The following is a 21,011-nucleotide window of genomic DNA, read 5'->3' on the forward strand; positions in this document are numbered from 1 at the left end:
AATGTGGAATTCTTCTTATATCGGCTCACTCAGTTATATGCTTAATCCAAGTTGCTCCACAAGTATTGTCCTTGATCCGGTTTCCATCTATCGCTTGATGAAACTAGCCTGTCGCAGGGCGAACTTTATACCATCCTGACCAATAAGGCCACCAAAGGTGGCAAAGCCAGTATCGTGGCCATTGTAGCAGGAACTAAAACCGAAACCGTCATTGAGGTATTGCGTAAGTTACCTGAAAGTCACCGCAAAAAGGTAAAAGAGATTACCCTGGACATGGCCGATAACATGGCCCCAGTACCAATGCCTCGGCTGAGTCATTCAACTATGCGACGGGCCGTGCAAGATCAAAGCCTTCAGAAGTCAGTTGAGACGGTTCGCAATGTGGAGTTCTTCTTTATCGACTTTCTCGATTATATGCTTGACGCTATTCCAAACAGACGCTACATTCAATAAATATAGAAAAAAATTGTGTGACAATATTCAATTAGTATAGTCTAGAAGATGAAATGATTTAATTCTATACCTATTATTTGTCAGCCGTAAATACTATTACTCGTGCCAGTATATAAAAAGGTATAGTGTAAAATAGTTTCAGATTTAAAAACTAACCTTTCTTGTTTATACTAATTTATCTACCCAATAAAATGCTACTTACATACGCCCAAACTGTACATGAATACGAGGTGAATCCTCCAAAAAAAACTATTTTAAATCGGTTTGTTAATCGATTAAATAGTCGGTTGTTTTCTTATTTCGTCAAGCAAAATGTTCTTGTCGATTTTAATGTTGGAAAGTATAAATTAAAATTACCTTTTTCTCACGCCCTGCCATTTATTTTCAAACTGTATCCGCAGTATTCCAGTAACCTGGCACGTATAGCCGGTCAGGTTCATAAAAAATACTCCGATCTAACGCTCATTGATATTGGCGCTAATATTGGTGATACAGTAGCTTTACTACGCTCTGTAGCAAACTTCCCAATTCTGTGTATCGAAGGAGATGACTACTTTTTTTCGGTACTTGAGACCAATAGTGCACAATTTTCGGACGTACACCTCGCTAAAAAATACGTTGGTGATGCATCGGAATTTGTTAATGCGGCTCCCGTTGTGTCAAGTGGTACAGCTCATTTGACTAAATCCGAAACCACAGATGGTAATGGAATTCAACTGGAAGCTTTATCCGATATTTTGAAAGATCATTCAGCTTTTCAGCAGGCCAAACTGCTCAAAGTAGATACGGATGGTTTTGACAACAAAATATTGAGAGGTTCGACTGACTTTTTGAACGCAGCCCGGCCTGTTATATTCTTTGAATATGATCCTTATCTATTAGCCAAACAAGGCGACGATGGTCTTTCGATCTTTTCCACACTTTCCTCAATTGGATATACCAGAATACTGGTTTATGAAAATAGTGGTGATTTTGTCATGTCTGCCAATTTAGCTAACAAACAACATTTGATAGAACTCAATAACTATTATAGCGGCCGTGAGGGAAAACGTTATTGCGATATCTGTGTTTTTCACGGTGAAGATGAAGATTTATTTTATTCTATCCGGAAAAATGAATTAGCTTTTTTCGAAAAAAGCCGATTTGAATTATCGGACACAAGTGCCAAACAGTTTCTTTTCTTATAAGATTAAGATAGACTTATACTGCTGATGATTTTTTAAGCTTGTCATTGTAGGAATCATGCAGATATTCGTGAATAAATATTAGTTGTAAGAACCGGATTAACGGTTTAAATGCGCGTTTTTTTTACTGCGAGGATGGGGAAATCTCGGTATAGCCTTAAATTGATCAGGCACACTGCGATTTCCCCTTGATTGCTTTTAAGGAAAGAGCAAACAGGCTCTTAAATTCGAGTAATATCTGCTCTTTTGGGAAGGTTGGATCATTCGCTGAGCTATAGGCTTCCGCACACAGTTCTTTTGATACCTTTTCAGGGCTAGTCCACTCCGCTGCCTTCAATTTTTTAAACCCGTTGCATCTTGATGCCCCAGCCTTATTTCGAATCAACATCAATTATGCTAGGTCGGGCTCTTATAACTCTTCAAAAGCAGTTTCCATACGTCTGTTTAGGCCAAGTGTCAAAAGCGTTGATAAACTGGATTCCAGGCACTAAACCGCTCGGGCAAGTCCCGCCAGGGCCATCAATATAAGCTAGTCACAGAATGTCAGTACAGTTCATAGTCAAACGACACGGTTGCCGTGACGATGCGGTCAGGATAACCTGAGCGAAAAGACGTTCGACTAGTAGGTAAGCCAGCGCTATTATAGGTATAGATAAAATCGGAATAGCCATCAGAGGTTATATTATTAGCACAAAGTGACATTAAATTGGCAATGCCGTCGTTTTTAGGAGGATAAACGAAGACGGATACGGGCGCAATGGTCACCGGGTCAAGATTAAGGGTGGCAATGGGCATCACAATGCCGTAAAAGGGATTAGGCTTATTGTCGTAGCTAAAGTCAATTTCACTTATCTGATTGGTGGGCAAAAAGGTTATCCGAGCCGTCTTTATATTGCCTCCTGCATAAATAAATTGGGTAGAAAATTGAATGGATTGATAGCCATTGTAACTCTGAACCTGGTTACCAATGATTTGATTAGTCGAATTGTAGATTGGCTTACAGATAAAATTGAGGCTATCGGCGGCATCATTGGTATATAGTATTTGAGCGATTTGTCCTCCTATCGTATAACTGAAGCTATATGTATCGGTTTTTGTCCTGGGAGGGTCGTTGGTCAGGTGAGTTTGAACGACTCGTTGTATCTGACTGAGTCGATTTTGATTATCGTAGAGATAGATCGTGTTTTCCTGGCGTTCAGCATCTGTTCGATGGGTTTTTATATTACTTAATCGCCCCTGCGGGTTATAAAAAAACTCACTCACTAATTGGGAACTACCAATGACCTCGGTTAGAGTTTTTATCCGTAGTCGGCTAGGCGTTAAATCGGGAAATCGGTGGTCGTTACAGGCAAAAAGCAGAGAAAGTAGCAAGAGGCAGCACAAGCTCAGGCTCAAGCGAATAGGGTGGTTATTCATGATGAGGGAAATAGTTAGTGTGACCGATGAACCAGGATAACTACCAGTAAGAAATAGATACTAAAAAGCGAATGCCTTCTGGAGTAGTCTGCCTGATACTATCGTTGCAAAGGACACCATCAAACCAATCTGTTACTATGATGATAGTCAGTTGATGGTATGATTTGTGCATCATGTACTTCTATTGCCTGATGATGCCAGGTTGTCAAATGATAGTTACCTGTTACCTGGTGTAGCTATCGGCAGGTTATTTACAGGAATACAGTAAAGTGGACGATGACAGTACTTTCTCTTTGCAATCATCTGATGTTTGTACTGTTTCGTATGCGGCAATTGCTTATTTCTCTGGCCCTGATTGGTTTGTTCAGTTCATTTCGTCATCCAGAAATGAGCTGGGTGGCCATTGGGGATTCCATTACCTATCTCAATGAGCATCTGAATGAAACCGGGAACCGGATTACAAAAGGCTATATGACCAGGGTGGTTGAGCAATTGCCCTATATTCACTACACGAATCAGGGGCATAATGGCTGGACGGCGGTGCGAATTGCGCAACAAATCGAAGCGTTAGGACTAACAAAAGCCGATTTATATTCAGTATTTCTGGGGACCAACGACTGGTGGTCGGGTAGACCATTAGGGCGGTTTACTGATTATGAAGGCAATACAGGGACGAATACCGTATATGGATCGTTTCGAGTGATTATCGATAAGTTGAGAAGCCTGAATCCGAAAGCGCCGATTATTCTGATCACACCCATGCAGCGGGTCGATTTTGTGTATTTAGCTAATTTCAAGAATAACGCGTACGGGTCATATAAGCCTAAAAATGGTCAGCTTCTTGAATCGTTTGCGCTGGCAATTGATTCGATAGCCCATTATGAACAGTTCCCAATTGTAGACCTATACCATCTGAAAGGGCTGGATTTAAAACGATTGGTGAAATACAAACGATTGAAGAATCCGCAGACAGGGTCTTATATGAACTACAAATATCCGGCGTTTATCGATGTACCGTTCAATCCTGAAACCGACGAATATCCCTATCCTGCTGAGGCAATCGATAAAACGTATGATGGGCTTCATCCTTCCGATAAAGGGTATGCGTTAATTAGCCGCCAGTTGGTCAAAGCAATCAAAAAAGTAGTTGATTAGCTAGTTAACGATAGCTTCGATAGGCTTCCTGTTTATAGGCAGATAAACGCCCTCGGGCAGCAACGGTCGCCTGGTTTAATAATTTAAACAGGTAATCTCTGGCGAGTTGAAGGTTTTTGAGTTTTTCGGCTTCTTCCATGATCTGCTTCGTTTGCCGATTGAACTCATGGGCCTGTTGGCGAAGGGTATTCAGGCAGACAGATTCATGAAGCGGACTGAAATTTACCACTATGAGAAGATCAATAAACCAGCTATAGTACTGACCCAGCAACGCGTAAGAATCTTCATAAAGGCGAATTTCTTTGTAAAAGAAGGGTTTACGCCCATTAATTGGAAAGGCAGGAAGCGTGAACCGTTGAATTTTCTGATGTAGGTTTTTTACCAGTGAGGTGGCGACACTATCGCTGGTCGATTGATCACAGACATCGGTCCATACGCGATCGATTACCTGGCGAATGCCGGAGACTGACCCGTTGGCTACTTCTTTACGGGCATCCGTAAGGGTTTGGTACTCGTGAAGTTGTTCGTCGAATTGTTGATTGATCTGGTCAATCCGGTTGATGATCGACTCCAGAATTAATTCTTCCGGGAATGCTTCCTGTTTGGATCGTTGCCGCCACTTCGCCATCATTTGGCCCAGCTCGAAAGCCTGGGTCAGTTTTTTGGCCAGCGTGCCTTCGTAAGGTGTCATGAATCGTTTCGCTCTGAATACATACGTTTACACCACCACCCGAAACTGATTTTGGGTAGTTGGTATGAAAAACATTTTGTTATCCGTCAAAACCCACTCATAATACGTCCCTAATATTCATTAATAGGTAATAATCCTCAGAATACTAGATAGTTAACTTAATAACGTGAGTTTGTCGGTTAATCGGTGGAACAAATAAACAACAACCACTCTGGGATTAAAAACAGGTTAAACAATGATAATATTGGCTTAATCCTGGGGTAACATTAGCCAGATAGTTTTGCGCTGCCAAAAAGCGACACCCAAACTATCTTTATGAACCGCAAGCTAGTTCTTCTTTTTTTCTCTCTTGTTTTTACACTACAAACCACCAGGGCACAGGTAAACGTAGGCACTATTCGCGGCACCGTTCGGGATGGCCAAACCAAGGAAGCCTTAATAGGCTGTACAATTCGAATCGATGGGACACAATTGGGCGTAACGACCGATGTTGAAGGTAACTTCCTGCTCACCAACGTACCCGTCGGAAATCAGAAGGTGATTATCTCCTACATTTCGTACCAGACGAAGGAAATTCCGAATGTTCGGGTGGAGTCAGGAAACACAACAGCCATTGAAACCGAACTGCTGACCGAAGGGAAGGCACTGCAGGAAGTGGTGGTTCGGGGCAATCGCGCGACTAACACCGAAGTGGCCGTGATTACCGAAATCAAGCAGATGAAGCCGATAGCGGTGGGGATTTCGGCCCAGCAGATTGTTAAATCGCAGGACCGCGATGCGGCAGCCGCTATTCGTCGGGTTCCGGGCGTGAGTATTGTCGATAACCGCTTTGTGCTGATCCGGGGATTAGCCGCGCGGTATAACTCGGTGCTTATCAACGATGTCATTACCCCATCTACAGAAGTAGATACCCGTTCGTTCTCGTTCGACCTGGTCCCCAGCAACATTATCGACCGGATGATTGTATTCAAATCCGGCTCTTCCGAATTACCCGGCGATTTTGCGGGGGGCGTTATCAAGATATATACCAAGCGTCGGCCCGATCAGAATTTTATGGATGCGGGTCTGACCCTCGGGTATCGTGCGAATACAACGTTTCAGACGGTACAGACCCAGACCCGAAGTGGCTTGAACTGGCTGGGCCTCTGGGGAGCCGATCAGCAGATTCCGAGCAGCTTCCCTACAAAATTTGGAGAGTTCAATTCATTGAATCCACTTCAGCGGGCTGCCTATGCCCAATTGCTGCCTAACTCCTGGGGATTGAAAAATTATTCGGTAACGCCTGATATCCGGTTTGCGTTAAACCTGGGTCGTCGGTTCGATGTGGGCGCTATTCGGTTTAGCAACCTGACCAGTATCAACTACGCTTCGACCAATCAGTTTTCGAACATCGATTTCAAATTGTACGATAACGGCACCATTGCCAACGCCGTTGCCGAACAATATAATGATGCCAATTACGCACGGCAGTCACGGCTGGGAGTACTCCATAACTGGACGGCCCGGTTCTCACCAGGGTTTACACTGGAGTGGAAAACACTCTTCAATCAGCTCAGTATAACCGAAACGGTCGTGCGTAGCGGTCAGCGTGTTCAGGATGGATTTGATGTGCGGAGTTTCTCGGAGCGCTTCGAAAACCGAAGTATCCTGACGTCGCAAGTGTCGGGCGAGCATTCGGTAAGTGACCTGACGAAGTTCAACTGGATTGCCAGCTTTGGGTATACGGGGCGCTGGGAGCCCGATTGGAAACGTGTTCGTTATCAGCGGGTAACGGGTGCTACGGGAGCCGATGGGCAGCTGCAAACCTTCTCTATTGCCACACCGAACGACCCGAACCCTATTGATGTGGGTCGTTTCTACTCGAAGTTGCATGAATATGTCGTGTCGGCTATCGGCAATGGCGAACATACCTTTGGCAACCCTACCGACCGGGAGCCCAATCGGATTCGGTTTGGTGTGTATGCCGAACGTAAAAATCGGGATTATTCGGCCCGGTTCTATGGGTATCAAAGTGTTGGTAACAGTTCAGTTGCGAAAGCCAGTGATATTAACAATGCCTTTAGCCCAGCTAACGTAAATGGTCAGAATGGATTCTCGCTGCTGGATGGAACCAAGCCGCTGGATTCATACAAAGGCATCAACACCTATCTGTCGGGGTATATTACCGGCGATGTTTACTTCGGGCCGAAAGCGAATTTGACGCTTGGTTTCCGTGGTGAATACAACGACCAGGGCATTCGGGCTACCCGGACAACGGTTGAAGAACAACTGGTTTCCAATAAAGTATTTAGCCCACTGCCTTCGCTGAACTTTACTTACAAACTCAGCGACCGGACCAATCTCCGGCTGGCGTACTCGTCGTCGGTAAACCGGCCTGAGTTTCGTGAATTAGCGCCATTCAGTTATTTCGACTTTAATCTGCTGGCTGATATTCGCGGAAATACGGCACTAAAAACGGCGAACATTCAGAATATCGACGCCAAATGGGAGTTTTATCCAACACCAAATGAGTTAATTTCGGTAACGGGTTTTTACAAACATTTTACAAACCCTATCGAATCGTTCCTGCTGATCCAGGCGAATGGGCTGGCCTATACGTTTGCCAATGCCAATTCTGCTCAGAATTACGGTGTTGAGCTGGAAGTGCGCAAAGGATTTCCAAATTCATCGAGTGTCTTTCTGCAAAATCTGTCGGTAGTTGGTAACGTATCACTGATCAAAAGCCAGGTTAACGTAGGCGATATTGTCCGGGCTCCTGATTTGAGTGGCGAGGTTCGGGAATATGATATTCGGGGCATTGCCGATACCCAGCGCCCACTGGCAGGCCAGTCGCCTTATCTGATCAATGCCGGTCTGTATTATGCAGCTCCCAAATCGGGCTGGCAGGCCAATATTCTCTACAATGTATTTGGGCAGCGGATTTTCGCGGTAGGCAACCGGAACAACCCGACCATTTACGAGATGCCGCGTAACGTAGTGGATCTGAATGTGACCAAGCTGGTCAATAAAAAGCTGGAGCTGCGGCTGGGCATTCAGGATCTGCTGAACCAGTACGTCCGGTTTGTACAGGATTTCAATCATGATGGCAAAATCGGTAGCGATGTTACATCGCAAACCGCTGATGCTGACCAAACGATTCGTCGATTCAAACGGGGTAGTTACTACACTCTTAGTGCCGTGTACACCTTTGGTCGCCGAACGATAATTCCTTAAGTGTTTACCAATCCAATTCAACTAAATTAACTGTTTATGCAAATGCATCAAGTGCGCCGTCGAATGGCTGGCTGGGCTTATCTGCTACTGACGGGTGTCGGACTGTTTGCTGCCGTTTCGGCCTGTAAAAATGATGATACCCCGGCTCCAGTATTGAGTATTACGTCTATTTCGCCTACGTCGGCACCCGTTGGGTCTAGTGTAGTAATTACGGGTACAGCCTTCAATGCTACGCCATCCAGCAACACGGTAACGTTTGGTACGATCCCCGCACAGGTAACCGGGGCCACCACAACATCGTTAACGGTAGTTGTTCCGGCGAATGCAGGTACACCTATTGCCGTGACAACGGGCGGAGCAACGGTAAGCAGCACAACGGCATTCCAGTTGGGTAACAAACCAGTTATTACGGTGGCTAGCAATATCACGGCCAGTACGAACTGGACGGCTGCTAATGTGTATGTTATCCAGGGGTTTGTGAGTGTTACATCGGGGGCTACGCTAACCATTGAAAAAGGAACGATTATTAAAGGGGCTCCGAAAGAGCAGGATCCTTCGGGTCAGGGTAAAGGCGGTACGCTGATTATCCAGGCCGGGGCAAAAATCAACGCCGTCGGTACGGCTGACTCGCCAATTATTTTTACATCCAGCAAGGCGGCCGGTTCACGTGGTTATGGTGACTGGGGTGGGGTTGTACTGATTGGAAAAGCTCCCCACAACCAGCCAGGTGCTACGGCCTTTGAAGGTGGTATTCCGGGTACAATTGGTACATTCTCCGACGTGAACGACAACTCGGGGGTTATGCAGTATTGCCGGATCGAATTTGCCGGTATCGCGCTGACCAATGTAGCAAACAGTGAGATCAATGGTCTTACGCTATACGGTGTAGGGGCCGGAACTACGATTGATCACATCCAGGTGTCGTACAGCGGTGACGACTCGTACGAGTGGTTTGGCGGTACGGTCAACATGAAGTATCTGGTGGCTTTCCGGGGTTGGGACGACGATTGGGATACCGACTGGGGCTATTCGGGTAAAGTACAGTATGGCGTTTCGCTGCGTGACCCAGACGTAGCTGACCAGTCGGCTTCTAATGGCTTTGAGTCGGATAACTTTAACCCAGGTGCCCCCGCAACGGCTGCCAATAACGGCTTACCCTTGACAGCCCCAGTATTTGCTAATATGAGCAACTTTGTAACGGCTGGTACACCATCGAACGCGGCTTCGGCAAAAGGAAGTGGTCCGTTTCAATCGGGAATGCACCTGCGTCGGAATACGTCGATCAGCATTTTCAATTCACTGTTAGTTGGTTACCCAGAAGGCTTGCGGTTAGATGCCCAGACTGGTACGACGAATACGCTGGATAACGCTACGGCTGGCAACCTGCAACTGCGTGGCCTTGTGATCGCTAACTGCACCACGCCGGTTCGTGGGGCTCAATCAATCACGAACGACCAGGCAACGACTTTCTTTACTACGACTGCCTTCCAAAACCAGATCATTGCCAGCACGGATTTAAGCAAGCTGCTGCTCAACACGGCTAGCTTTACGTTGACCGCCCCCAACTTCCTGCCCCAGTCGGGTTCTCCGCTGCTGACAGGAGCCATCTGGGATGGTAAAGGAGCGGATGCGTTCTTCACGAAAGAAACGTTCAAAGGGGCTTTTGGTACCACTGACTGGACGAAAGGCTGGACAAACTGGGACCCGCAAAACGCTAACTACGATAAGTAAGCCTTTCGTTTCCATACAGTCATAAAAAAAATAGCCAGCGACCCTGGCTATTTTTTTATGACTGTTGACTGATTAAGAGCTAATTATCGGGCTGAACAGCTGATGGCTTGTGTGACTGTTGTACTGAAACCACCGGGTCCGTAGTCGGAAGTGCCGTTTCGTTTGAGCAGCGAATCACGATCAGCCGTGCCGCATACCTCGTAAGTTACCGAGTTCGAAGTAGGGACATAAACCCCCGCTGCGCCTTTGTAGCTATATCGAATGGAACAATCATAGCACTGACTAGCCTCAACATCGTCCTTTTTTTTGCAGGCTGTAAACAGGGCCAAGAGGCCGATAAAGATCAGTGTAGATTTATTCATGGATGAGTAGAACAGGTAAAAGGCTAGGTAAATAAATGAAAATTTGCCATACTTCGACCGAATTGACAACTTTTACGAAAATATACGACTTTGTACGATCAGAAGAAGCAACAACTTTGTATCTGGCTGTTTGTCTTTTATAGGATAAAAAAAGCTCTGATAACGCTTTCATTACCATATAGTTATTAGGTACAAAAAAAATGCCAATCCTTACAGTCACCTGGCCGATGTGGTTGCTGAGGGGATTCAAGGAGAGAATCGGTCAACTATCCAATGTGGAAAAGTACTCCTAAAAACACTGTATCGATCCCTACGAAAGCTGGTTGTTGAGCAAGGGCTGCTGGCGAAGTAAGTCGAGTGTGGCTGGGTCGAAAACCTGCTCAAGGGTCGTTAAATGAGTCAGTCGATGGAGATCGCTGCCGATAAAATCAATGTCTTTGGTTTGGAGGAGTTTATGCGCAAGTTGCTGAGCCCGTTTGCCATAATGGCCTGCCAGTGACATCAGATTGAGCTGAAATAGGCACCCTTTTTCTTTCAGAGCCATCAGTTGCTCGGGTGCACTTTGGTAATAGTGGTATCGTTCGGGGTGCGCTAGTACAGGTTTGTAACCCTTTAGCTGCATCAGAAACAAATATTGCTCCAGTTGCCGGGGGGAGTTTGCCCAGCCCGTCTCAAAGAGTACATACCGATCTTTTCCAAAGCATAGCACCTCATTTTGTTCCAACAAGGTGTAATACCATTCATCGACAAGATACTCTGCGGCCAACGTGAATCGAATGGGGAGGTTAGCATCCGCAATAGCCTGCTGAACGGTAAGCGTGACCTGTTGCAGTTGCTGTATTTTGTTAGGGTAATAATCCTGGCTAATGTGAGGAGTGCAAATAACCCCTTTTATACCCCAGTCTACGTATTTCTGAAGACAGGTGAGGGTATCCTCCAATGTAGGTAAGCCATCATCTACGCCTGGTAAAATGTGGTTGTGTAGGTCAACGGGCCAAATGTCTGCAAAGCTTTTCTGAACAGTCGAGTGTTTATTGGTAAGCCAATTTGCTAAGTCTTTCCACATAAAGTGTGCAAATACTCTTTATAATAAAAAAATTATTTATATTTTTGATAATAAGTAAACTAAATATAAGTGACAATTCTTTTTAATTTCAAATATGTCTACTTAATATAAGTCAACTAATTACTTGTTTTAATTCAAAGTTAACAATCGTTCTATGGAAATGAAACGCGATCGGATGCTGAAGGCTACGATTGGGTAGAATATGATGGAATGGATTTGAAAGGCTTGCAGGTAAACGGTTGATCGATAAAGTTATAATTAACGTAGATGGGCAGGGTTGATGAAAGTACTGATACTACGGTTCTCCTCGATAGGTGATATTGTACTGACAACCCCCGTTGTCAGGGGCCTGAAACAGCAAATACCGGGAGCGGAAATTCATTTTTGTACCAAACGAGCTTATGCATCGCTGATTGAGCACAATCCTTTTATTGATCGGTGTCATTACCTGGACAGCAGTTTGTGGGTGTTGGTTCGACGGTTACAGGCTGAACGATTCGACCTGATTATTGATCTGCACAACAATGTGCGCACAAGTCTTATCAAGGCGGCTCTATTGACGAAAGCCCATACGGTCAATAAATTGAATATCCGAAAATGGGTATACGTGCGCTGGAAATGGAATGTTATGCCTGAAGAACACATTGTCGATCGGTACATGGCGACTGTTCAGCCGCTTGGCGTTGCTGAAGATGGTTTTGGACTGGATTATTTTATACCGGATCGGGACCAGATCAGTAAAACTGAGTTGCCCTTAACGCACCAGTTAGCGTATGTAGCCTATGCCATTGGCGGACAGCATGCGACCAAGCGGTTGCCTGTAGGACCTATGATTGAACTTTGTAAAAAAATTGATGCGCCCATCGTCTTACTGGGCGATGCCGAAGATCGGGAAACGGGTGATGCCGTTGTGCAGGCACTGGGTAGTCAGTTGATTTATAATGCCTGCGGACAGTATTCGTTGAATCAATCGGCATCTTTACTACAACAAGCCCAGGTCGTGTTTAGCCACGATACGGGTCTGATGCATATGGCAGCTGCGCTGAAAAAAACAGTATACTCCATCTGGGGAAGTACAACGTTCCAACTGGGGATGTATCCGTATAAAACCCGTTACGTGTTAATCGAAAACAAAGGGTTGTCTTGTCGGCCCTGTTCGAAGATTGGCCATAACCAGTGCCCCAAACAACATTTTCGATGCATGAATGATCTCTCGTTCGAGTCGGTGGAATCCGTTCAATCATCGGTTTGGTCGGAAACAGACAAGCTGGTTCAGACTTCCTAGTGACTGGCGAACAATCTTAGAACGATAAGCAACCCCTATATGCTTGCAACCCCTTCCCGGCAAACGCTGAAACCAGATACGCGTAAATTTTTTTCGACCAACTGGACGTACCTGCTGGTTGCTGGACTGGTTGTGGTGCTCGTCTCGCACCTGGGCTTAATTCCGCTCGATATGGGTGATGAGTCGCGTAGGGCGCTCGTTTCGCTGGAAATGATTTTATCGGGCGATTATATCACGCCCACACTAAACGGCGAGCGGTATTTTAATAAACCACCCCTTTTCAATTGGCTGATTATTGGCTCGTATAGCCTGTTTGGCAACTATTCGTCGTTTGCCCTTCGATTTCCCATGCTTGTTTCATTGCTGCTTTTTGGGTTAACGATTGGCGCTTTTGTACGACGATACACTACGCCGACTATTGCCATTGCTGCCTCGTTGATGACCCTGACAACGGGGCGGGTACTGCTCTATGATTCCATGCTGGGGCTGATCGAAATTACGTTTGCCTGGATCACCTATACGGCCATGATGCTTGTGTATCATTTCGATCAGAAACGCCAGTATGGGTGGTTATATCTGTCGACCTATTCGCTCACGGCGGTTGGCTTTTTGTTGAAAGGATTGCCACCCATTGCGTTTCAGGGGTTAACCCTGGTCGGGTGGTTTCTGTACACACGTCAGCTAAAGCGACTCATTCATCCGGCTCATTTGGCGGGAATCGCGCTCTTTTTGCTGATAACGGGTAGTTATTATGTAGCTTATCTGAGCCGGAACGCCATTCCGTTCAGCGATATTGCTACGGTATTGTTCAGAGAGAGTGCGAAACGAACCGGCCTGAAATTTGGCCTCGCCGAAACGCTGCTTCACTTGGTTACCTTTCCCGTAGAGGCTATTTATCATTTTTTGCCCTATTTGCTGCTGGTCGTGCTTCTGGTCCGTCGCGACTTGCTGAGGGTACTGAAACTGAACTCGTTTGTTCTGTTTAACGCCCTGACATTCAGTACGACAGTCTTGATTTACTGGTCTTCGCCACAAGTGTATGGACGTTATCTGATTGGTTTGGTACCATTGCTGTTGACGGTGTTGGCGTATTTGTATTACAGCTATTCAACCCCAACCGATCGCCCTCGCTGGTGGATAGAACGGATTTGGTTGGTGGCAACGGGTATTGTTGCAGTAGGGGTCTGGACGGCTGTATTCTATCCAGCCACACGGGCCTTGCCTGGGGTGATCTGGAAAACAGCCATTGTCTCTGGATTGCTGGTGGGCCTGACCTGGCAACTGTATCGGCCTTCGCTGAATCGGTTAGGGCTAATGCTCGCTGTGATGGTCGTCGTTCGCCTGGGATTCAACTGGCTGGTGTTGCCGGGGCGGGTGGCCAAGCGGCAATTTTATCAGGACACTTCGCTGCAGGCAGCCAGATTGACACGCGGGCATCCGTTATACAGCTACGGTACAACGATCGGCAACGATTCGCCGACCGATGCCAATTCGTTTCATATTGCGGCTTTGCGTGGTGATATTCTTCGGATAACCAAACACAAACAGCCCAACGCCTATTACATCGCTGATTCGCTGAACCTGGTGGGACAGCGATACCAGGTTGTGGGGCAGATCGTTCTGTTTGACCGGCATCCGGCCTATGTTGTTCGATTCCTGAACTAGTACCGACTAGTAGCTGGCCTGACTATGCAAGCCAGTTGGCACGGAAGGCTGAACTACCACCTCATTCGAATAAATCTTTCGCACGGTGTAGGGCTTTTTTTGCTGCGACTCATGGTACGTGCGCATCTGAAGTTCAGACATGATCCCAAAACCTATGAATTGCAAGCCTGCCAGAACGCAAACGATCCCAATGACTAGGGGGGAGTTGCTAATGTCTCTGTGGCTGAAAACCGTCTGAGTTAGCCAATAAGTGAGTAGGCCAATGCCTGACAATGAGCTTAGTATCCCCCAGCCGCCAAACAGGTGCATGGGTTTCTGAAGGTATTTTTTCAGGAAAAGCATTAGCATCAGGTCACTTATTACTTTCAAGGTGCGGTTCATGCCATACTTCGACTTCCCAGCCTGACGGGCGTGGTGCCGGACAGGTGCCTGTATCATGCGAGCCCCTTCCAGATAAGCCAGAATCGGGATAAAGCGGTGCAACTCGCCATAGATCTTCAGCCGCTTGGCCAGATCGGCCCGGAATATTTTCAGCGTACATCCGTAATCGGTCCAGCGTATGCCGGTTGTGCGGGCAATTAAGCCGTTCGCGAGCCGACTGGGCCATTTCCGCAGAAGGGCATTGTCCTGTCGGTGAGCACGGATACCCGCTACCAGATCATAATCGCCTTCTATAGCCAGCGTCAGCATCTGCGGAATATCGGTGGGGTCGTTCTGTAAATCACCATCCATAGTCACAATGTACTCCCCACGAGCCGCGTCGATTCCGGCCTGGAGTGCTGCGCTCTGGCCGTAATTTTTCTGCAAGTCCAGAATACGCAGTCGATCGTGTACCAGGGCTCGCAGTTCAAGTAAGGTTTGATCTGTAGAGCCATCGTTCACATAGATCAGTTCATAATCGAAAGCCGATAAAGACTGTTGTAGTTGCCGGACTAGTGGCTGACAGTTGCCTGCTTCATTATACACGCAGACAACGATTGACAAGTAGGGGGGGGGATTCATGAGTAGGGAGATTGGCTTATTTGCAATACATTTCAGCCTTGATTTTAAGCGTCCATTCGGGCTTGTCGACCAGATAGTTATCTTGTCGAAGCGGCCAGGTTGCCCCGCCATCGGTACTGGCCCGGAAGTCATAGTATCGGCCAATTTGCAGTTTGTACGATGCTACTTTTCGCTGGTAGCGGGTTGCCGTAATCAGGTCGTGCCAGTTTTCTTTTCCGACCTCGCTGTACTGGGTTTTGATTAAAGATGGCAGTGAGGATTCGTCCAGTTTAGTGCCGCCTGGGCAGGAAAAGGTAAATTCTAAATCCATAACTGGCGGCACTGGGAGGGGGGCCAGGTTAATAGCCACTGGGGTCGGATCGCAGGTTGCGCCAGGGCCTGATTCTGCGATCAATCCCCCTTTGGCTCCTTTGCCCCAGGCATCGGTTTCGTCGAATACTTGCAGCTTCAGCTGTCGGTTTCGGGACTGATTGTAAATGCTGATGACCGACCCATTATTGACATTCGCATAAAAACTGGCTGTCTGCTGACCCGTCGATACATCGATCAGTTTGCAGAGGTAATTTACATCGACATTCGCCAACTTGCTGCTTACCTTAAAGACAGGTCCTACTGAACAGATCGATTCGCCCCAGCCCACTACATAGCCGGCTGTGTAAGGCGCAGTAGCCTGATACTCCAGACGACTGGTTTGTGGATTCCGTTTTATGACGCCCGGTTTTTCTTCCTGCCATCGGTACGTAAAGTCGTCAAAGCTATACAATGGGATGGAGTCACCTGCCTGGATCGCCCGCCCAGCCGTTACATTATAGGTGCCCGGATTTAGTTCCATAGTCCAGGGAATCGGTTGTGAACTGGTTCGGACCAGATCGAAGCGATTGTTATACAGTTGTATCGTTACTGAACCGGCAATGGATAATACACGAATGTTCCCAAGCGATGGAGCACCATTACGACCGTTAACATTCGTCATCACACCACCACCGGGAATGTAAGCCGTAGCATAATCGCTTCGGGCGTTTGTATGGATAACCGCCAGGGTCAGGTCACCACTTATGGGTTGTCCATCGCGGTCGGTCAGTTTCGCTCCGGTAGGAATTGTTACTGTAGCATGGTCGGTATCGATGGTTCGCTGCGTGGTGGTAGTGGTAAAGGCCGCCTTAACAGTGCCATCTGAATTAGCCGATCCATTAGTTCGGGCAGCTGCAAGAGTGGGTGGTGGGTTTTGCAAACTTATCCAGCGTAGCGAACGGGATTGCCGATTCAGGTTGGTTAGTACGAAAGGCTGTATAATCGTTAAGTAATCGGGAGCTTCGGCCACTACCGAAAAGCGAAAAGGGTGTTGAGAAGAAACCGACCCGGAAGCATCAGGCGATACGGCGGCCAGCAAAATACCGTTGCTGTTGATTTTATAGCGGGTTGTGTTTACCGTTGTTACAACCTGGGCTGCATCTGGTCCCGCCATCTTTACCTGAGTATTGGTTGGCAGTGGTTTGTTGGCCGGATCAAAAAAGCGGCATTCGACCACACCAGCGTCAATAGGGTCTTTCAAGCCAAGTTTGACACCATCGAGTGGGTTTTTACAGGATTCAAGGCTCATCAGGCCTATCAGTAAACAATAGAGGAGATATCGAATGTACATGGACAAAGCGAGCAGGAGAATATGAACAATCGGAAAAGCGAGGTCTAATTGACCAATTGAATACGTTTCCGTGCATTGATAAGCGTATACGAAAGGGTCAGGTTGAGGGTAGGGAGATAGCGATAGTTCGATAAATTGCGCTCTACAATCGGTACTTGTTCATCAATTGTGGTGGTTTCCAGAAAGCCTTCATAATCAAGGTTAACCGATGGCTTGCCCAGGTAAAAGACGCCCATTTCGACCCCTGCGCCAAACCGTTTATTGGGGAAACTACGACCAAATCCCCAGCCTAAGTAACCGACAACTGGGTGCCATCGAAAACCAATAGTAACGATGCCCACATCCTCTGGCGTCATCACGAGACCATCCAGGTCCAGTTTGTTTTCTGCGCTAAGGGTGAAGCGCATGTCGGGATGCCAGGTATACCCCACTCCACCCGTAATGAAAAATGAACTTTTCTGAAAAGGATGCCATTTCAGCGAGGCTAATGCCAGACCAATCGTAATGTCGGGGTTGATCTGTATATAGGAGTCAGATGAGGCTTTCAGACGAACGGTTTGTCGATACGCAGCATACTGGCCTCCAACACGCAGGGTTAACCGATTGGACTGACTGAGTACCCGGTTGTATAAAAGGCCAGGTCCTGTTGTGCCTACGTACGCGCTAATGGATTGCTGAGGCTGGACTCGGCGTAACGAGTCTGGAGGAACATGAGTCGCAAAGGCAGGTTGATTAAACCCTACTAAATAGGTCATTATTGCTATAGATAAAGACATAGTGCATTAATTAAATATGAATCAAATAATGTTACCAATATTTATATTTGTTAATAAAATATAGATTAAAAGTTTGAAAAGTTAACTATTAGTTCGAATATAGCAAAGAATATCTTAAAACGGTTCTCTATTATAGGCTTATAAATATGAAAAAATGTATTTCCTTCAAGTATTTCATTAGTAAATCCTGTTTAGGCGCTTAAAGCACATCTTCTACCAAGCAATGCCCTCGTACGGCAGCTATACCACTCTTATTCTTAGGGCATATAACCAAAAAAGTAGTCAGCGTTTTCTTCAACGATGCGATTTCAGCAGGGTACATACATGTTTAGGCTTGCCTTCATTGGGGTTACTGTAGCCCTGTGTACGTTGTCTATTGCTTTAGGGCAGGTGAATGAAGCGACGGATGAGCGAGAGGTAGGGCTCAACTTATTGGCGGGACTTTATGTCTCCAGTCGAATCGTCCCTATAGCTACGCAGGCGCCAGTTGGTTTTGAGTTACGCTATAACCGCATGCACACGAGCCAGCAGGCCTGGGAGCAGTGTCATTGCCTGTATCGTTCCGGGGCGTTTCTAAATGCCTATTCATTTCGGAACCCCATAGCCTTAGGCCAGTCAGTTGGAGCAGGGTTATTCTTTGAACCTCTCCTGCTTCATCGTGTGCGATGGGATGTATCGGTTCGTGCACTGGCTGGGATTACGTATGTTTCGCGTTCTTATGATGCAGTAACCAATCCGGGAAACAGGGCATTTGGAACGCCTGTTAATGGACTTATTGGCACGGGCTTATTTAGTCGCTATGCCATTTCCAGCCACTGGAAGATACTGGCTGGGTTCGATTACAAACATATATCCAATGCCGGGGTGAGGCTACCCAACGAAGGATTGAATATTCCATCGGCAACGGTTGGGCTAACCTACTACACGGGTAAAGCAGTGCTCTCTCCTCGTTATAGTCATGTTTCGGAGTCTGGTAAACGCTGGATGGTTCGAGGGCTCGCCATGGCCTCTGTAAAGGTGCTTGAAGCGACCGATAAAGAACCGGAAAGAGGCTATCCCATCTTTGGTCTGAATTTCATTGGGGGCTACCATCTGACACAGGCACATGTTATCTCAGGAGGAATTGAGCTGCTGGATGATCGCTATTTTAAAGAGCAGATTTTACGTTGGACAGGCCATTATCAGCCTTATCGGCAGGTTACGGTATTGGGAGGGTACGAGTTCTGGCAGGGTCATTTTGCATTCACAGCCCACATGGGTTGGAATGTAGTTCGACCCTTTGGTTATAAACCCGCCACGTATCAGAAATATGGATTGCTTTATCGGTTCGCTAGTGGGTTCACAACCGGGGTAGCTGTTAAAGCGTATGGTGAAAACACTAAAAATTTTCAGGCACTAGTGGGTATGACCTTATAATACACCCTATGACAAGCAGGTAGAAGTAGCCTTAATAAATGTCATTTATGTTTACGAAGTATGAAAATAGTAAATATTTAATAAAAAATAAGTTTATAATAATTAAAAAGATTTATATTATAATTAATTTTAAATTGAATTATAAATCAATATAAAATTTTAAGTTTTATTATAAAAATAAAATATTATACTTTTAAATAGCGTAATAATAGTTATATATTACTTTTATTTAAAAATATATTCAAGAAAACTTTTTTTAAAAATGGTAACATATTATCTTTGAACTGAACATCCACATAAACTACTAGAAATTATGAATGCATCCTTTTTCAACCTTACGCTCACTCATGATGAAAAGACTGTACATGCTTCCTGATTCTAAAGGAAGTTTTGTTGTTATTCCAGCCCGGCTGCTTGCTTTTTTCGTACTGGTATCGTTAGTAAGTTGTGTAACACCTAAGAAACTAGCCTACTTCCAGGGCGATCCAATGGTCGCCGATAGTGTACTCGCCCAACCGTACGTTACGGCCATTCAAGTAGGTGATTTATTATCAGTTCAGGTAAATAGCCTAAATCCAGAAGCAACTACGTTTTTTAATCCCTATGCGCCCATTACGGCTGCTGATCGTACCGGAACGTATGGGTATCAACAGACAACCCCATTACCAGCCAATTCGGGGTATCTGGTCGCTGCCGACGGAACCATCGTATTGCCCATGATAGGCCCGGTATTAGTAGCCGGAAAGACCAATGTACTGGCCGCCGATATGATTCAGGAAAAGCTTAAGATTTATCTCAAAGAGCCAACGGTCAGTATTCGAAATCTAAACTTCCGCATAACCGTACTGGGTGAGGTCCATAGACCGTCTCTCTATAATATTACCAATGAGCAGATTACCTTACCCGAAGCGCTGGGACTTGCTGGCGACCTGACCATATTTGGCCGACGAAACAGCGTCATGGTGATCCGTCAGGAGAATGGGAAGCGTACGTACAACAAACTTGATTTAACCAAACGTAGTGTTCTTCAGTCTCCTTATTATTACCTGCATCCCAACGATGTAGTGTATGTAGAGCCAGGTCAATCGCGGGCGGCTTCCGCTGATCGGATGTATCAGATTATTCCTATGGCATTGAGTGCGCTTTCCTTTATCGCAATTATCGTCACGCGTTAATACGAGTTGTACTTAAGTGTATTGATAGTATACCTCCATACTAATTCAACCTATACATGATTTCGTTAGACTCCTCTATTTTTCCAAAAGTAGATCCCGAACAGGTCGGAGATCGTGTGGCCGGGATGACAGATCAAACCTGGTATGCCCAGTATGGTAAACGGGTTTTTGATATTGTTGTGGCGCTGTTGGTCTGTATGTTTGTTCTTTCCTGGCTGATTCCCGTGCTTGGCCTCATTATCTGGGCAACCTCACCAGGGCCTGGTTTATACATCCAGCTTCGAACAGGGCGTAATGGCCGGGTCTTTCGATGCGTGAAATTCCGGACAATGTATTTCAAGAAGAATTCGGAATTCGAGCAGGCTAAAATGGGCGATCCCCGCGTAACCCCAATGGGCGCTTTCCTACGTCGGACGAACCTGGATGAGATGCCGCAATTCTGGAATGTACTGATGGGCGACATGAGTGTAGTGGGTCCCCGGCCGCACCCGATTCAATTAGACAATATGTTCTGGCGGGAAATCGACAATTACCCGCAACGGTATGCCATACGCCCCGGTATTACGGGATTGGCTCAGGTGCGCGGTGCCCGTGGCCAGACGGAGGCCATGATCAAGATGAGACATCGGGTCCGATACGATCTGCATTACGCAAAGCGTCAGTCACTGCTGGTCGATTTAAAACTGTGCTGGCTGACCGTCAAACCCATGCTGAATGGCAGTGAAAATGTGAATGCATGGTAAGCTTGTTCTTCATATGTTATCTAAAAATATTCAACG

17 protein-coding genes are annotated in these 21,011 nt (G+C 46.3%); 10 read left to right on the forward strand and 7 right to left on the reverse strand.

Annotated features, from left to right (window positions below):
- The first annotated feature begins 135 nt into the window (after positions 1-135).
- A complete protein-coding gene (locus tag BGO59_RS08410) occupies positions 136-453 on the forward strand; it encodes a transposase (protein WP_293683625.1) in 318 nt (105 codons plus the stop codon).
- A gap of 191 nt (positions 454-644) precedes the next feature.
- A complete protein-coding gene (locus BGO59_RS08415) occupies positions 645-1,640 on the forward strand; it encodes an FkbM family methyltransferase (RefSeq protein ID WP_293683151.1) in 996 nt (331 codons plus the stop codon).
- A gap of 540 nt (positions 1,641-2,180) precedes the next feature.
- Here BGO59_RS08415 and BGO59_RS08420 read toward each other — a convergent pair.
- Positions 2,181-3,053 (reverse strand): hypothetical protein, encoded by an 873-nt coding sequence (locus BGO59_RS08420; protein ID WP_293683153.1) that lies wholly within the window; start codon positions 3,051-3,053, stop codon positions 2,181-2,183.
- A gap of 324 nt (positions 3,054-3,377) precedes the next feature.
- Between BGO59_RS08420 and BGO59_RS08425 the strand changes: the two genes are divergently transcribed.
- A complete protein-coding gene (locus BGO59_RS08425) occupies positions 3,378-4,208 on the forward strand; it encodes an SGNH/GDSL hydrolase family protein (protein WP_293683626.1) in 831 nt (276 codons plus the stop codon).
- 4 nt (positions 4,209-4,212) lie between these two features.
- On the opposite strand, the gene BGO59_RS08430 is transcribed toward BGO59_RS08425, so the two are convergent.
- Positions 4,213-4,899 carry a hypothetical protein gene (locus tag BGO59_RS08430; RefSeq protein WP_293683155.1) on the reverse strand — a complete coding sequence of 229 codons (687 nt, stop codon included), beginning with the start codon at positions 4,897-4,899 and terminating at the stop codon, positions 4,213-4,215.
- 315 nt (positions 4,900-5,214) lie between these two features.
- Between BGO59_RS08430 and BGO59_RS08435 the strand changes: the two genes are divergently transcribed.
- Positions 5,215-8,112, forward strand: a complete 2,898-nt coding sequence (locus BGO59_RS08435) for a TonB-dependent receptor (RefSeq protein WP_293683157.1) — start codon at positions 5,215-5,217, stop codon at positions 8,110-8,112.
- Between the two features lie 42 nt (positions 8,113-8,154).
- The gene (locus BGO59_RS08440; protein WP_293683159.1) at positions 8,155-9,843 is read left to right on the forward strand and encodes an IPT/TIG domain-containing protein; all 1,689 of its coding nucleotides are present in this window, start codon (positions 8,155-8,157) and stop codon (positions 9,841-9,843) included.
- 83 nt (positions 9,844-9,926) lie between these two features.
- Here BGO59_RS08440 and BGO59_RS08445 read toward each other — a convergent pair whose 3' ends face one another.
- Together BGO59_RS08445 and BGO59_RS08450 are read right to left on the reverse strand one after the other, a co-directional pair.
- Positions 9,927-10,205 carry a hypothetical protein gene (locus BGO59_RS08445; RefSeq protein WP_293683160.1) on the reverse strand — a complete coding sequence of 93 codons (279 nt, stop codon included), beginning with the start codon at positions 10,203-10,205 and terminating at the stop codon, positions 9,927-9,929.
- 310 nt (positions 10,206-10,515) lie between these two features.
- Entirely contained in the window at positions 10,516-11,271 is a 756-nt protein-coding gene (locus BGO59_RS08450; protein WP_293683161.1) for a CpsB/CapC family capsule biosynthesis tyrosine phosphatase, read from the reverse strand.
- A gap of 280 nt (positions 11,272-11,551) precedes the next feature.
- On the opposite strand from BGO59_RS08450, the gene BGO59_RS08455 reads away from it, so the two are divergent.
- Together BGO59_RS08455 and BGO59_RS08460 are read left to right on the forward strand one after the other, a co-directional pair.
- The gene (locus BGO59_RS08455; RefSeq protein WP_293683162.1) at positions 11,552-12,556 is read left to right on the forward strand and encodes a glycosyltransferase family 9 protein; all 1,005 of its coding nucleotides are present in this window, start codon (positions 11,552-11,554) and stop codon (positions 12,554-12,556) included.
- 39 nt (positions 12,557-12,595) lie between these two features.
- Positions 12,596-14,221 (forward strand): glycosyl transferase, encoded by a 1,626-nt coding sequence (locus tag BGO59_RS08460; RefSeq protein ID WP_293683163.1) that lies wholly within the window; start codon positions 12,596-12,598, stop codon positions 14,219-14,221.
- A 6-nt stretch (positions 14,222-14,227) separates the two neighbouring features.
- Here BGO59_RS08460 and BGO59_RS08465 read toward each other — a convergent pair whose 3' ends face one another.
- The 3 genes from BGO59_RS08465 to BGO59_RS08475 all read right to left on the reverse strand — a co-directional run bounded on the left by BGO59_RS08465 (position 14,228) and on the right by BGO59_RS08475 (position 17,620).
- Positions 14,228-15,223, reverse strand: coding sequence for a glycosyltransferase family 2 protein (locus BGO59_RS08465; RefSeq protein ID WP_293683164.1), 996 nt, complete (start codon positions 15,221-15,223; stop codon positions 14,228-14,230).
- Positions 15,224-15,239: 16 nt separating this feature from the next.
- The gene (locus tag BGO59_RS08470) at positions 15,240-16,823 is read right to left on the reverse strand and encodes a hypothetical protein (RefSeq protein WP_293683165.1); all 1,584 of its coding nucleotides are present in this window, start codon (positions 16,821-16,823) and stop codon (positions 15,240-15,242) included.
- A gap of 86 nt (positions 16,824-16,909) precedes the next feature.
- Positions 16,910-17,620 carry a hypothetical protein gene (locus BGO59_RS08475; protein WP_293683166.1) on the reverse strand — a complete coding sequence of 237 codons (711 nt, stop codon included), beginning with the start codon at positions 17,618-17,620 and terminating at the stop codon, positions 16,910-16,912.
- Between the two features lie 345 nt (positions 17,621-17,965).
- Here BGO59_RS08475 and BGO59_RS08480 point away from each other — a divergent pair, with 345 nt between their 5' ends.
- The 3 genes from BGO59_RS08480 (at position 17,966) to BGO59_RS08490 (ending at position 20,975) form a co-directional block, all read left to right on the forward strand.
- Positions 17,966-19,057, forward strand: a complete 1,092-nt coding sequence (locus BGO59_RS08480) for an acyloxyacyl hydrolase (protein ID WP_293683167.1) — start codon at positions 17,966-17,968, stop codon at positions 19,055-19,057.
- Between the two features lie 347 nt (positions 19,058-19,404).
- Complete coding sequence (locus BGO59_RS08485; RefSeq protein WP_293683168.1) at positions 19,405-20,232, forward strand: polysaccharide biosynthesis/export family protein; 828 nt, start codon at positions 19,405-19,407, stop codon at positions 20,230-20,232.
- Between the two features lie 56 nt (positions 20,233-20,288).
- Positions 20,289-20,975, forward strand: a complete 687-nt coding sequence (locus tag BGO59_RS08490; protein WP_293683169.1) for a sugar transferase — start codon at positions 20,289-20,291, stop codon at positions 20,973-20,975.
- Positions 20,976-21,011: the final 36 nt, after the last annotated feature.

Origin of the sequence: Spirosoma sp. 48-14, from assembly GCF_001898575.1 — a bacterium.
Lineage (GTDB): Bacteria > Bacteroidota > Bacteroidia > Cytophagales > Spirosomataceae > Spirosoma.